The sequence below is a fragment of the Pantoea sp. ICBG 1758 genome (assembly GCF_002928325.1).
Taxonomy (GTDB): domain Bacteria; phylum Pseudomonadota; class Gammaproteobacteria; order Enterobacterales; family Enterobacteriaceae; genus Pantoea; species Pantoea eucrina.
Map to the genome: position 1 here is coordinate 1,073,583 of NZ_POWL01000001.1, position 13,882 is coordinate 1,087,464.

Consider the following 13,882-nt stretch of genomic DNA (forward strand, 5'->3'; position numbering starts at 1 on the left):
TGCCGGGTCAGTAATTGTTATTTTATTGATCCGGCTACACCTTTTCCGCTTCTGCACGCCCGGAACTTAGGCTATCTTTATTCCATATGGCCTGGGTCTAAGGAGAGTGCGCTATGTCCCGTTACCAACATGTTCTGGTCGCGATCGATCCTCAGCAGGACGATCAGCCGGCGCTGCGTCGCGCGGTTTATCTGAATCAACGCATCGGCGGAAAAATTAAAGCGTTTCTGCCTATCTATGATTTCTCCTATGAAATGACCACCCTGCTTTCGCCTGATGAGCGCACCAATATGCGCAAAGGGGTGATTAGCCAGCGCACCGAGTGGATCCGTGAGCAGGCGCAGGCCTATCTGGATGCCGGCGTGGATATCGAAATCAAAGTGGTCTGGCACAACCGCCCTTTTGAAGCGATTATTCAGGAGGTGCTGGCGCACAATCATGACCTGGTGCTGAAAATGGCACACCAGCATGACCGGCTGGAGTCGGTTATTTTTACCCCCACCGACTGGCATCTGCTGCGTAAATGTCCCTGCCCGGTGTGGATGGTAAAAGATCAGCCGTGGCCGGAAGGCGGTAAAGCGGTAGTGGCGGTAAACCTCGCCAGCGAAGAGCCGCATCACGATGAGCTGAATCAGAAACTGATCCGCGAAACCGCGCGTCTGGCGGAAATGGTAAATCACACCGAAGTCCATCTGGTGGGCGCTTATCCGGTTACGCCGATTAATATCGCCATTGAGCTGCCCGATTTTGATCCCAGCGTCTATAACGACGCTATCCGCGGTCAGCATCTGGTGGCGATGAAAGCGCTGCGACAGAAATTTTCCATTGGTGAAGAGTTTACTCACGTCGCTAAAGGCCTGCCGGAAGAGGTGATCCCCGATATCGCTTCACAGCTGGATGCCGGTATTGTCGTGCTTGGTACGATTGGCCGTACCGGCCTCTCGGCGGCCTTTCTTGGCAACACCGCTGAACAAGTTATTGATCATCTGCGCTGTGATTTACTGGCCATCAAGCCGGATGATTTTAAATCGCCGGTCGATCGTGATGATGAGGAAGATGAAGAGGATTAACCGTCACGGGCGCTGCGGCGCCCCTGCATGATTACGCCCGTCCTGATCCATTGCCCCGCTTAACAACATCCTATACCGCAGCGCGTAGCCTGAACGGGCTACGCGCTTAACTGCCCGACAGATGCGTCCGCGATTTCAGAAAAAATATTGCCGCAAAAAGAGACATGCATCCATACGGCATTCACGCTAAATTGGCTGAGACAGGCTGATTATTACATGCAATAATCAGCGGCTAATCTGTTATACATCAAGAGTCCAGCACGTTTTCGTACTCATTTTGCGTAAGGCGAAGGATCATTTTTATGAAGCTGAAGAACACCATTCTGGCGTCTACTCTGTTATCGCTGCTGGCAGCTAACGCGTTTGCTGCCAAAGAGCTGACGCCGGAACAAGCGGCCGGCCTGAAACCATTCGAACGTATTAATATCAACGGCCGCTTCAACGCAATCGGTGATGCCACCAGCGCAGTCTCGAGAGCAGCAGATGAGAAAGGCGCTGACTCGTTTTACGTTCAGGGCATCAATGATACCAACGGTAACGGCGGCAACTGGCGCGTCACCGCAGATTTATACAAAGCGGACGCCGCTAAAGCATCGACCGATACGCAGTATCGCGTGATCAACGGCGTTAAAGAGCTGCCGAAAGCGGAAGCCTACCGCCTTGAACCGTTCGACACGGTTTCAGTCAGTGGCTTCTTCTCCAGCCAGCCTGCGGTAAATGATGCGATCTCCAGAGCCGCACAGAAAAAAGGCGCCGCCTCATTCTTTATCGTGCGCCAGGTTGATGCCAATAACGGCGGCAATCAGTACGTCACCGCCTATGTCTATAAAGCTGATGCCAAAGCGCGTATCGTCCAGGATACATCAAACTCGATTCCTGCTGATTCTGAAGCCGGAAAAGCCGCGCTGGCCGCTGGCGGCGCAGCGGCGTCGCGCGTGGCGCTGCCGGGCGTAGCCTCTTCTGATACGCCGAGCACCAATGTAGGTCGCTTCTTTGAGACGCAGAGTTCAACCGGCAAACGCTATACGGTGAAGCAGTCAGACGGCCGCAGCGTGCAGGAAGTCAATGCGATTACCGCCGCGCAGATGCAGCCGTTTGATACCATCACCTTCTCCGATCACTTCGGGACGCCGACTGAGATTTCAGAGGCCGTCGGCAAGCGGGCTATCGCCAAAGGCGCGAAGTATTACCACATCACGCGCCAGTGGCAGAACCAGAGCGGTGGCAACCTTACCGTTACCGCCGACCTGTTTAAATAATGATGCAGCGGGGCAGCCAGACTGCCCTGCTGTTTGCATAGTTCCTGCACAAATCTGCATACTCTTGCATTGCCATCCCCCTCTCCTCCTCGTAAAATCTGCCGCCTGTTTTCAGGGGATTCCGTTTTAATCTGCGCCTGATGGTGCACTACACTTCTACGGAAAGTTCACGACCCAGCATACTCTGCTGTTCAGGAAAGGCATTTTGGATAAAAAATTAGGTCTTAGCGCGCTGACGGCTCTGGTGCTCAGCTCCATGCTTGGCGCGGGCGTGTTCAGTCTGCCGCAAAATATGGCGGCCGTCGCGGGTCCGGCGGCGCTGCTCATCGGCTGGCTCATCACCGGGGTGGGTATCATTTTTCTCTCCCTCGCAATGCTGCTGCTGACGCGGCTCAAACCGGAGCTCGACGGCGGTATCTTTACCTATGCCCGCGCCGGATTTGGTGAGCTGACGGGGTTCTGCTCGGCGTGGGGCTACTGGCTCTGCGCCGTGATCGCCAACGTCTCTTATCTGGTGATTGTGTTCTCTGCGCTGAGCTTTTTTACCGATACGCCGCAGCACGTGGTGTTTGGCGACGGTAACACCTGGCAGGCGATGCTGGGCGCTTCGGTGCTGCTCTGGCTGGTACACTGGCTGGTGCTGCGCGGCGTGCAGACCGCAGCGAGCATTAATATGCTGGCCACGCTTGGCAAGCTGGTCCCGCTGCTGCTGTTTGTGGTGCTGGCGCTGCTGGCATTTAATTATGACCGGTTCAGCTTCGATTTCAGCGGCGCTGAGCTGGGTCAGCCGCTGTGGCAGCAAATCAAGCAGACCATGCTTATCACGCTGTGGGTCTTTATCGGCGTTGAGGGTGCCGTGGTGGTATCGGCGCGCGCGCGCAATAAACAGGATGTGGGGCGCGCCACGCTGCTGGCGGTGCTGGCGGCGCTGCTGGTTTATCTGCTGGTCACGCTGCTCTCGCTGGGTGTGATCCCGCGCGCTGAGCTGGCGCAGCTGCGCAACCCGTCAATGGCCGGGCTGATGACGCATCTGCTGGGTCACTGGGGCGATGCGGTGATAGCCGCGGGGCTGATTGTCTCGGTCTGCGGCGCCTATCTCAGCTGGACCATCATGGCGGCTGAAGTTCCCTTTATTGCTGCCCGGCAGGGTGCATTTCCGCGCAGCCTCGCCCGACAGAACCGTCATAACTCGCCTGCGGCGTCGCTGTGGCTGACCAACGGCAGCGTACAGGTTTGCCTGATCGCCATCGCGCTGACCGGCGCTGACTACAATACCCTGCTCACGATCGCCTCAGAGATGATTCTGGTGCCTTACCTGCTGGTGGGACTCTATCTGATGAAGGTGGTGCGCGGCCAGCAGAAACCGCTGGCGATGAGCATCGGGCTGGGTGCCACGCTGTATGGCCTCTGGCTGCTCTACGCCTCAGGCCCGCTGCATCTGCTGCTCTCCGTGGTGCTTTACGCGCCGGGACTGCTGCTGTTTCTCTACGCGCGCCGCGGCGGACGCGGTGACAAGCCGCTGCTGCAGCTGGAACGCATGGCGATTGTGCTGTTGATGGCGGCATCGCTGCCCGCGCTGTGGCAGCTTACGCAGTAATCAATGCGCGAGTGCCGGAATGGAGACGCACAGCAGATCGTTCTGCTGTGTAAGATTCAGGGGTTTGCTGTATTCGAGGTGGATCCCATCAAGCTGTTCCGCAGAGAGCGGATAAGGCAGCTGAATATCAAACCGGCTGATATGCTGCTGCTCCGCCAGCGTAATCAGCCGGGCGATATTGATCTCATCGCTGACCTGCGTTGAAATGATTTGCAACGCTAATTCTTTCAGATGATCGTCGCTGGCCTGTAAGCTGTGAGCGGACTTACGGGTTACCATGCCAAAAATGGGCATGACACCGTAAATGGCGTCAACAAAGCTCCAGCGTTTTTTGCAGGAAGCGGAGAGAAAGTCACTGTAATTGAAGCAGATGCGATCACTGTATCCGGCTGAAGCCAGCTCTTTATCAGACACCCTCGCACTCCTCCTGTTTTTCAATGCGGTTCCGAACCTTGCGCCTTAACGCGCCGCTAATAATGGCACATTTCACGGTATACATACCAGTGAGACAGGGATATTTCGTGCGGTAGCGTAGTGCTCAGGACCAGGAAAAGCTATGCTGCTGCCATTCTTTTTCAGCGCGCTTACCTATGAACAAAATTGTCTATGTTGAAGATGAGCCGGAAGTCGGCGAGCTGATCGCCGCCTATCTGGGTCGCCATGATATTGACGTGGTGGTCGAAACGCGCGGCGATCGCGCCGAGGCGACGATTCTTAACGTCCAGCCGGATCTGGTCCTGCTGGATATTATGCTGCCGGGTAAAGATGGCATGACGCTCTGCCGCGACCTGCGGGCGCACTGGAGTGGTCCCATTGTCCTGCTGACCTCGCTCGACAGCGATATGAACCATATTCTCGCGCTTGAAATGGGCGCCAATGACTACATTCTCAAGACCACGCCCCCTGCCGTGCTGCTGGCGCGGCTGCGTCTGCATCTGCGCCAGGCGGTGGTCAACAAGCCGGAGAGCACGCCGGCACAGCAGCAGTCGCAGAAAGTGCTGCGGTTTGGTTCGCTGACCATCGATGCGCTGAACCGTCAGGTGCTGCTGTTTGATGAGAACATTACGCTTTCAACGGCCGACTTCGATCTGCTGTGGCAGCTGGCGAGCCACGCCGGCGAGATCCTCGATCGCGACGCGCTGCTGATGACGCTGCGCGGCGTGAGCTATGACGGCATGGATCGCAGTATTGATGTGGCTATCTCGCGGCTGCGCAAAAAGCTCTATGACAGCGCGACTGAGCCGTTTCGCATCAAAACCATCCGCAACAAAGGCTACCTGTTTGCGCCTCAGGCCTGGGATACCCGCAGCTGATGAGAAAGCTCTTTATTCAGTTTTACCTGCTGCTGTTTGTCTGCTTTCTGGTGATGACCCTGCTGGTGGGCCTGGTGTATAAGTTTACCGCCGAGCGGGCTGGCCGGCAGTCGATGAATGACCTGATGGCCAGCTCGCTGTTTCTGATGCGCAGCGAGCTGCGCGAGATCCCGCCGCGTGACTGGAACAAAACTATCCGCAGTCTCGATCTTGACCTCTCCTTCGATCTCAATATCGAACCCATGAGCAAATACCAGCTTGATGAGAGGGATATGAAACGTCTGCGCGCCGGCGAAATTGTCGCGCTCGACGATCAATACACCTTTCTGCAGCATATTCCCCGCAGCCACTACGTGCTCTCTGTCGGGCCTATCCCCTATCTGTTTTATCTGCATCAGATGCGGCTGCTGGATATTGCGCTGGTGGCGTTTATCGGTATGTCGCTGGCACTGCCGGTATTTATCTGGCTGCGTCCGCACTGGCAGGAGATGCAGCGGCTGGAGAAAGCCGCGGAGCGCTTTGGCCGCGGTGAGCTGGACGTGCGCACCCATTTTGAAAGCACCTCCAGCCTTCACAGTCTCGGCGTGGCGTTTAACCAGATGGCGGATAACATCAATACGCTGGTGGCCAGCAAAAAACAGCTGATTGATGGCATCGCCCACGAGCTGCGCACGCCGCTGGTGCGCCTGCGCTACCGGCTGGAAATGAGCGATAACCTGACAGAGGCGGAGTCCGCCGCGCTGAATCGCGATGTGGGCCAGCTGGAGAGCCTGATTGAAGAACTGCTGACCTATGCCCGGCTGGACCGTCCGCGGGTCGACCTGCATCTGCAGTCGTTCGACCTGGCGCAGTGGCTGCGGCTCTATATTGCTGATGTACAGAGTATGCAGCCGCACACGCAGATCGCGCTGGATATTCCGCAGCTGCAGAATACCGGCAGCGCCGACATGCGGCTGATGGAGCGGGTGCTGGATAACCTCGTCAATAATGCGTTGCGCTACGCTACTGAGCGGCTGCGCGTCAGCCTCTGGTTTGACGGCACAACCGGCATTTTGCAGGTAGAGGATGATGGTCCCGGCATTCCGGCCGAAGAGCGCCAGCGGGTTTTTGAGCCTTTCGTTCGTCTCGATCCCAGCCGCGATCGCGCGACCGGCGGCTGCGGCCTCGGGCTGGCTATCGTCCATTCGATTGCCCAGGCGCTGCAGGGTCAGGTGGTGATCGAGAGCTCGCCGCTCGGCGGCGCCAGCGTTCGCTTTTGCTGGCCGGTTGATTTACCCTTGCGTGAGACACCCCCCCGCTTACCCGCTTAAGGAGATCTGGCTGTGACATCAGCTTATCAGGAACTTACCCGCACGTTTCAGCGCCTTTCCCGTTTCGGTCACCTCGGTGCGATTGCCGGGGTTGATATGCAGACTACCATGCCGCCCGGCGGCAGTCAGGCGCGTGGCGAAGCGCTGGCCGAACTCAGCGTGTTTATGCATGAGCTGCTGACCGCGCCGGCGCTGGAAGGGCTTTTCTCTGCTGCTGAGCAGGAGTCGCTGAACGATGTTGAGCAGGCAAACGTGGCGGAGATGCAGCGCGCCTGGCGTCAGGCAACGCTGCTTCCCGCCGCGCTGGTCGAAGCAAAATCGCTGGCGGGCTCGCGCTGCGAGCATGCGTGGCGATCGCAGCGCCCGGCGAATGACTGGCAGGGCTTCAGCGCTAACCTCAAAGAGGTTGTCCGGCTGAGCCGGGAAGAGGCGCAGCTGCGCGCCGCTGCGGCCAGCACGTCGCGCTATGACGCGCTGCTGGATCTGTATGAGCCAGGCATGACCAGCGCCCGGCTTGACGCCACTTTTGGCGCGCTGAAAAGCTGGCTGCCTGATTTACTGCAGCGGGCGGTGGCAAAGCAGGCGCAGGCGCCGCTTCAGCCGCTGGGACCCTTTGCCGTTGAGTCACAGAAGCAGCTGGGGCTGAGCGTAATGAAGCTGCTCGGCTTCGATTTCAATCATGGTCGTCTTGATGTCAGCGCCCACCCTTTTTGCGGCGGTGTGCCGGACGACGTGCGCATCACCACGCGCTACAACGAAAGCGAGTTTCTCAGCGCCATGATGGGTGTGATCCATGAGACCGGGCACGCGCGCTACGAACAGAATCTGCCACAGCAGTGGCGCGGTCAGCCAGTGGCCCTGGCGCGCTCTACCGCGATTCATGAGTCGCAGAGCCTGTTTATGGAGATGCAGCTGGGCCGCAGCCGCGCCTTTTTGCAGCATATTCAGCCGCAGGTCGTCGCGCTGATGGGTGAGCAGCCTGCGCTGGAGACGCCTAACTTTATTCGTCTGGCGCAGCGCGTCAAGCCTGGCTTTATCCGCGTCGATGCCGATGAGCTGAGCTATCCGGCACACGTTATTCTGCGCTATGAGATTGAGCGCGCGCTGATTGAAGGTGAGATTGAGGTAGAGGATATTCCGGCGCTGTGGGATGAAAAAATGCAGCAGTCGCTCGGCATTGATACCCGTGGCAACTATCGCGATGGCTGTATGCAGGATATCCACTGGACCGACGGCGCGTTCGGTTACTTTCCGACCTATACGCTGGGTGCGATGTATGCGGCACAGCTTTATCAGGCGGTTAAGCGCGCGATCCCGCAGCTGGAGACGCTGATCCTTAACGGCGAGCTGCAGCCGGTATTTGACTGGCTGCAGCAGAATATCTGGCAGCACGGCAGTCGCTTCCCGACTGAACAGCTGCTGCGCAACGCCACCGGTGAAGCGCTGAACCCGGACTATTTCCGTCAGCACCTTGAGCAGCGCTACCTCGCAGATTGATCCCGCAGGCGGCCGCAACGGCCGCCACTTTCCCGCCTTGTACAATCCGTTACACGCCGATACCAATCCCTCACGGAAAGCGAAATCGCTTTTTCATATAGTGTTTTCACCGGCCCCGCAGTGGGCTACATATGAAAAATAGTCCGAGGATTAAGCGATGAAAAAATTATGTGCACTGGTAATCGCCGCTGCTATGGGTCTCTCTTCTGCTGCTTTTGCTGCTGAGACAACCGCTGCTCCGGCGGCAACTGCCACCACCAGCTCCACTACCGCTGTGCCAGCTAAACATAAAATGGTGCATCACAAACATAAAGCTGCTGCGCAGAAAGCCCAGGCTGCGAAAAAGCATCATAAAAAAGCAACCAAGCCTGCTGAACAGAAAGCGCAGGCCGCTAAAAAGCATCACAAAAAATCAACTCAGCCCGCTGCACAGAAAGCGCAGGCTGCCAAAAAGCACCACGTGAAATCCGCTAAACCTGCTGCACAGAAGGCGCAGGCGGCTAAAAAGCACCACGCTAAAGTTGCGCAGAAAGCGCAGGCAGCTAAAAAGCATCACAAAATGAAAAAATCAGCGAAATAAGTTCGCGCCAACACCACGATGTTGTTTAAAACACCCGGTTATGCCGGGTGTTTATTTACTGGAGTAGCGAAAAATGGTGCGTCGCTATCGCTTCGAAATTATTCTCTTTGTGATGATTCTCTGCGGCATTGTCGCGGCCAGTTTTTTTATTTGATGGCTGTAGCGCGCTGATTACTCCAATATTTCTCCCTTTTTTACCGCTCACCGACTATAGTTATCGCCTAAGCGTGATAACAAAAACTCCCTTTTATTCTCCCTGTCGAGAGAACTATGCGCCTGGCAATTCTGTTATTTATTGGTATTTTCGGCTTTACCCTCACAGCACACGCCGATGATGAAGACGGGCTGAGTCCCGAAGAGATCAAGACGCTGTTTTTTGGTAAAGACCATCGCCAGGCAATAAGCGACGTGGCCGCTGCGCCCTGGGATGCCATTGGTCAGCTGGAGACGGAAAGCGGCAACCTCTGCACCGCCACGCTGATCTCTGCTCATCTGGCCCTGACCGCCGGCCACTGCCTGCTGACACCGCCAGGCCGATTCGATAAGCCGGTTGCGCTGCGCTTTATGGCGGGTGAAAAAGGCTGGCGTTACGAAATTCACGATATAGATGCCCGGGTTGAGCCGTCGCTGGCGCGGCGCCTGCAGGCCGATGGCGAGGGCTGGATTGTGCCCTCTGCCGCCGCGCCTTACGATTATGGTCTGGTGATCCTGCACAACCCCCCTTCAGGTATTGTGCCGATCCCGCTGTTTGATGGCTCTCGCAGCGATCTCACCGCCGCGCTCAAAGAGAGCGGACGCAAAGTCACGCAGGCGGGTTATCCGGCCGATCACCTCGATTCACTCTATTCGCATAGCGACTGTATAGTCACCGGCTGGGCGCAGCGCGCCGTGCTTTCGCACCAGTGCGATACGCTGCCTGGCGACAGCGGCTCCCCGCTGCTGCTGAAAAAAGATGATGGCTGGCAGCTCATCGCCGTACAGAGTTCGGCTCCGGCGCCGGTCGATCGCTATCGCGCGGACAACCGGGCCATTGCCGTGACCTCGTTTAAAGATAAACTCGAAGAGCTGGCTGAGTAAGCAGGCAGGCGCGCGGTCACGCACACCTGCATGCGTTATGCATTCAGCTCAGCTGCTCCATCGCCTGCAGCACCCGCTTATCTGAAACCGGATAGGGAGTACCCAGCTGCTGAGCAAAGTAGCTGATGCGCAGCTCTTCAATCATCCAGCGGATCGCCACTACATCGGCATCATCCCGGCGCTGCGGCGGCAGCTTGCTGCGCCAGACGTTCCACGCCTGTTCCACCGCCTGTACCTTCAGCATGCGGGCGCGATCGCTGTGCGGATCGGCGGGCAGCTTCTCCAGACGGCGCTCGATTCCCTGCAGATAGCGCAGCGTATCCCCCAGCCGATCGTAGCCGTTGCCGGTGACAAATCCGCGATAGACCAGACCGCTCATCTGCTGTTTGATATCTGCCAGCGCCAGCGCCAGCGTCATATCCACGCGGCCTTTCAGAAATTTGTTGATATTGAACACGCAGGTGAGGATCTGCTCAACCTGCTGCGCAATCGTCACCACGGTGTCGTTCAGCTCCGCCCGCACTTTATCGCGCAGCTGCTCAAAATTCTGCTGCTGCCACGCGGGGCCGCCCGCCTCCGCCATTAGCTTATCCACGCCGCAGGCAATACAGTCGTCTATCAGCTCCAGCACTTTGCCATACGGATTAAAGTAGAGCCCGAGCTTGGCTTTATTCGGCAGCTTTTCATGCAGATATTTAACCGGTGACGGAATGTTCAGCAGCAGCAGGCGACGCTGACCGCGCCACATCATCTTCTGCTGCTCCTCTTCACTGTCATACAGGCGGATCGCCACGCTATCTTTTTCATCTACCAGCGCCGGCCAGGCTTTGACCTGATAGCTGCCGCGCTTCTGCTCATAACTCTGTGGCAGGTCGCCAAAACTCCAGATGTGCAGGCCGCTCTGCTCCAGACCATCATCGGCAACCTTCGACAGCGTCTCCTGCACTTTGCCTTTCAGCGCCTGTTTCAGCTGATGCAGATCTTTACCTTCCTGCAGCTTGCGGTTGTGCTCATCCACAATGCGGAACGTCATTTTAAGGTGATCGGGCACCTGATCCCAGTGCCAGGCATCGCGCTCAATCGTCACGCCTGACATGCGCCGGAACTCACGCTCCAGCGCATCCAGCAGCGGCTGTGCCAGCGGCTGAACGCGACCGAGAAACGCTTCCGCGTAATTGGGGGCCGGCACAAAATTGCGGCGCAGCGGTTTGGGCAGCGATTTAATCAGCGCGATGATAAGCTCACGCCGCACGCCAGGGATCTGCCACTCAAAACCCGCTTCATCCACCTGGTTCAGCAGCGGCAGCGGGATATGAACGGTCACGCCATCCGCATCGGCGCCTGGCTCAAACTGATAGGTGAGCCGCAGCTTCAGGTTGCCCTGCTGCCAGACATTAGGGTAGTCGAGCTGGCTGACCTTATCTGCTCCCTCTTTGATCAGCATCTGCTTGTCGAAGTTGAGCAGGTCCGGATTCTCTTTACTGGCCTGCTTCCACCAGCTGTCAAAGTGACGGGCAGAGACCACCTCTTTGCCCAGACGGCGATCGTAAAACGCAAACAGCGTTTCGTCATCCACCAGAATGTCGCGGCGGCGTGATTTATGCTCCAGATCCTCAACTTCACTGCGCAGCTTCAGGTTGGTGCGGAAAAAGGCGTGGCGCGTCTGCCAGTCGCCCTCAACCAGCGCATGGCGAATAAACAGCTCGCGGCTCAGCTGCGGATCGATGCGGCTGTAATTCACTTTACGCGCCTGCACGATGGGCAGCCCGTAGAGCGTTACCTTTTCCGTAGCCATCACCGCGCCCTGTGCTTTCTCCCAGTGCGGTTCGCTGTAGCTTCGCTTGATAAGGTGCTGAGCCAGCGGCTCAATCCACTCCGGATCGATGCGTGCCGCCACCCGGCCCCACAGGCGGCTGGTTTCTACCAGTTCTGCCACCACGGTCCATTTCGGCGGTTTTTTAAACAAACCGGAGCCAGGGAATATGGCAAAGCGGGCGTTGCGCGCGCCGGTAAACTCCTGCTTCTCCGCATCTTTCTGTCCGATATGCGACAGCAGGCCGGTCAGCAGCGCACAGTGCACCTCACGATAAGGTGCCGGCTCGCTGTTGACGGGCATCCCCTGTTCACGCACGACCTGACGCAGCTGGGTGTAGATATCCTGCCATTCGCGCACGCGCAGATAGTTGAGATAGTCACTTTTACACTGGCGGCGGAACTGGTTGCCCGACAGCGCTTTCTGCTGCTCCTGGATATAGTTCCAGAGATTAACAAAGGTGAGAAAGTCAGACTCTTTATCAGCAAAGCGGCGATGTTTCTCATCGGACGCCTGCTGTTTCTCGACCGGCCGCTCGCGCGGGTCCTGAATCGAGAGCGCCGCCGCGATAATCATCACTTCGCGCACGCAGCCAAAGCGCTGCGCCTCCAGCACCATCCGCGCCAGCCGCGGATCCACCGGCAGCTGCGCCAGGGTACGACCGGACGGCGTCAGCCGGTAGTGCTCATTTTCATTAAGAGTAATGGCGCCCAGCTCTTCCAGCAGCCGCACGCCATCCTGAATATTTCGTTTGTCAGGCGCTTCCACAAACGGGAACGCCGCAATATCGCCCAGCCCCAGGGCGGTCATCTGCAGGATCACCGACGCGAGATTGGTCCGCAGGATCTCCGGATCGGTAAAGGCGGGCCGGCTGAGGAAATCAGCCTCGGAGTAAAGCCGGATACAGATCCCTTCCGAAACGCGGCCGCAGCGCCCTTTACGCTGGTTTGCCGAAGCCTGTGAAACCGGCTCAATCGGCAGGCGCTGCACCTTGGTGCGATAGCTGTAGCGGCTGATTCGCGCGGTACCGGGATCGATGACATATTTAATGCCCGGCACGGTGAGCGAGGTCTCTGCCACGTTCGTGGCCAGGACAATGCGCCGCCCGCTGTGGGACTGAAACACGCGATTCTGCTCGGCGTTGGAGAGACGCGCGTAGAGCGGCAGGATCTCGGTATGCGGCAAATCACGCTTCATCAGCGCATCGGCCGTGTCGCGGATCTCACGCTCCCCGCTCATGAAGATCAATATATCGCCACGGCTCTCCTGCCCCAGCTCATCCACGGCGTCAAAAATGGCCTGCAGCTGATCGCGATCGCTCTCATCCGCTTCTTCCGCGATAGGCCGGTAGCGCACCTCCACCGGGTAAGTCCGGCCTGACACTTCGATAACCGGCGCATTATTAAAGTGACGCGAGAAGCGCTGCGGATCGATAGTGGCGGAGGTGATGATCACTTTGAGATCGGGGCGGCGCGGCAGCAGCTCACGCAGGTATCCCAGCAGAAAATCGATGTTAAGGCTGCGCTCATGCGCCTCATCAATAATGATGGTGTCGTACTGCAGCAGCAGCCGGTCCTGCTGGATCTCCGCCAGCAGGATACCGTCGGTCATCAGTTTGACCTGCGTGCTGTCGCTGACCTGATCGGTAAAACGGACTTTATAGCCGATGGTACTTCCCGGCGCGGTCTCCAGCTCTTCCGCGATGCGGCTCGCCACGGTGCGGGCTGCCAGACGACGCGGCTGCGTGTGCCCGATCAGGCCTTTCACGCCGCGTCCCAGCGCGAGGCAGATTTTTGGCAGCTGAGTAGTTTTACCCGATCCGGTTTCACCAGCAACAATCACTACCTGATGATCGCGAATCGCGTCTGATATCGCCTGCTGCTTCTGGCTGACCGGCAGATTTTCCGGAAAGGTGATGCGCGGGGTGCCGGCCACGCGCCGGGCGATGCGCTGTTCGGCAACGCTGAATTCGTCCGCCAGCTCTGCGGCAATGGTCTGCTGTGCGGCGCTGTTTTTCACCTTTGCCGCACCCTGCAGACGTCGCTGCAGGCGCTGGCGATCGCGCAGCGTCAGCGCATCAAGCCGGGCCCAGAGTGGTGCTAAAGGTGATTCAATGGATGATGACATAGGGATGGATTACCTGTTAGTGCAGCACGGCGAAAACACGCGCGGCGCCGGGACGCTTTCCCGGCAGATTCAATCAATTACCGGACGCCATAATAGCATATTCTCAGCCTGCTGGCTGAGCCGCTCCGGCTGGCTTATTCAATTAATTCGAACATTGGCCTCGAATTATTACGCTTTTACGCTGCCGGTGAACGCCGTAGAGTATGACGCATTGAGCGGGAAGCCCGCCGCATAACCAC

11 protein-coding genes are annotated in these 13,882 nt (G+C 57.8%); 9 read left to right on the plus strand and 2 right to left on the minus strand.

The features are described from left to right. Positions 1-113: 113 nt before the first annotated feature. The 3 genes from uspE (at position 114) to C1Y41_RS05265 (ending at position 3,926) form a co-directional block, all read left to right on the plus strand. Positions 114-1,070, plus strand: a complete 957-nt coding sequence (uspE, locus tag C1Y41_RS05255) for a universal stress protein UspE (protein WP_071668843.1) — start codon at positions 114-116, stop codon at positions 1,068-1,070. A 302-nt stretch (positions 1,071-1,372) separates the two neighbouring features. Next, a complete protein-coding gene (gene ydgH / locus C1Y41_RS05260; protein ID WP_039384446.1) occupies positions 1,373-2,329 on the plus strand; it encodes a DUF1471 family protein YdgH in 957 nt (318 codons plus the stop codon). Positions 2,330-2,534: 205 nt separating this feature from the next. Further along, a complete protein-coding gene (locus C1Y41_RS05265; RefSeq protein WP_039384450.1) occupies positions 2,535-3,926 on the plus strand; it encodes a basic amino acid/polyamine antiporter in 1,392 nt (463 codons plus the stop codon). On the opposite strand, the gene C1Y41_RS05270 is transcribed toward C1Y41_RS05265, so the two are convergent. Continuing rightward, positions 3,927-4,340, minus strand: coding sequence for a hypothetical protein (locus C1Y41_RS05270; RefSeq protein ID WP_039384453.1), 414 nt, complete (start codon positions 4,338-4,340; stop codon positions 3,927-3,929). Between the two features lie 176 nt (positions 4,341-4,516). Between C1Y41_RS05270 and rstA the strand changes: the two genes are divergently transcribed. From rstA to C1Y41_RS05295, 5 genes are all read left to right on the plus strand, one after another. After that, positions 4,517-5,239, plus strand: a complete 723-nt coding sequence (rstA, locus tag C1Y41_RS05275) for a two-component system response regulator RstA (protein WP_039384454.1) — start codon at positions 4,517-4,519, stop codon at positions 5,237-5,239. Beyond that, on the plus strand, positions 5,239-6,549 hold the full coding sequence (gene rstB, locus C1Y41_RS05280; protein ID WP_039384456.1) for a two-component system sensor histidine kinase RstB: 1,311 nt from the start codon (positions 5,239-5,241) through the stop codon (positions 6,547-6,549). The genes rstA and rstB overlap by 1 nt, the downstream gene beginning before the upstream one ends. A gap of 12 nt (positions 6,550-6,561) precedes the next feature. Further along, on the plus strand, positions 6,562-8,046 hold the full coding sequence (locus tag C1Y41_RS05285) for a carboxypeptidase M32 (protein WP_039384459.1): 1,485 nt from the start codon (positions 6,562-6,564) through the stop codon (positions 8,044-8,046). A 157-nt stretch (positions 8,047-8,203) separates the two neighbouring features. Next, positions 8,204-8,626 carry an acid resistance repetitive basic protein Asr gene (gene asr, locus C1Y41_RS05290; RefSeq protein WP_104084998.1) on the plus strand — a complete coding sequence of 141 codons (423 nt, stop codon included), beginning with the start codon at positions 8,204-8,206 and terminating at the stop codon, positions 8,624-8,626. 270 nt (positions 8,627-8,896) lie between these two features. Then, the gene (locus tag C1Y41_RS05295) at positions 8,897-9,703 is read left to right on the plus strand and encodes a serine protease (protein WP_039384464.1); all 807 of its coding nucleotides are present in this window, start codon (positions 8,897-8,899) and stop codon (positions 9,701-9,703) included. Positions 9,704-9,746: 43 nt separating this feature from the next. Here C1Y41_RS05295 and hrpA read toward each other — a convergent pair whose 3' ends face one another. Then, on the minus strand, positions 9,747-13,643 hold the full coding sequence (gene hrpA / locus C1Y41_RS05300) for an ATP-dependent RNA helicase HrpA (protein ID WP_104084999.1): 3,897 nt from the start codon (positions 13,641-13,643) through the stop codon (positions 9,747-9,749). Here hrpA and C1Y41_RS19860 point away from each other — a divergent pair. Then, positions 13,630-13,878 (plus strand): hypothetical protein, encoded by a 249-nt coding sequence (locus C1Y41_RS19860; RefSeq protein WP_145339057.1) that lies wholly within the window; start codon positions 13,630-13,632, stop codon positions 13,876-13,878. The genes hrpA and C1Y41_RS19860 overlap by 14 nt on opposite strands. The last annotated feature ends 4 nt before the right edge of the window (positions 13,879-13,882 follow it).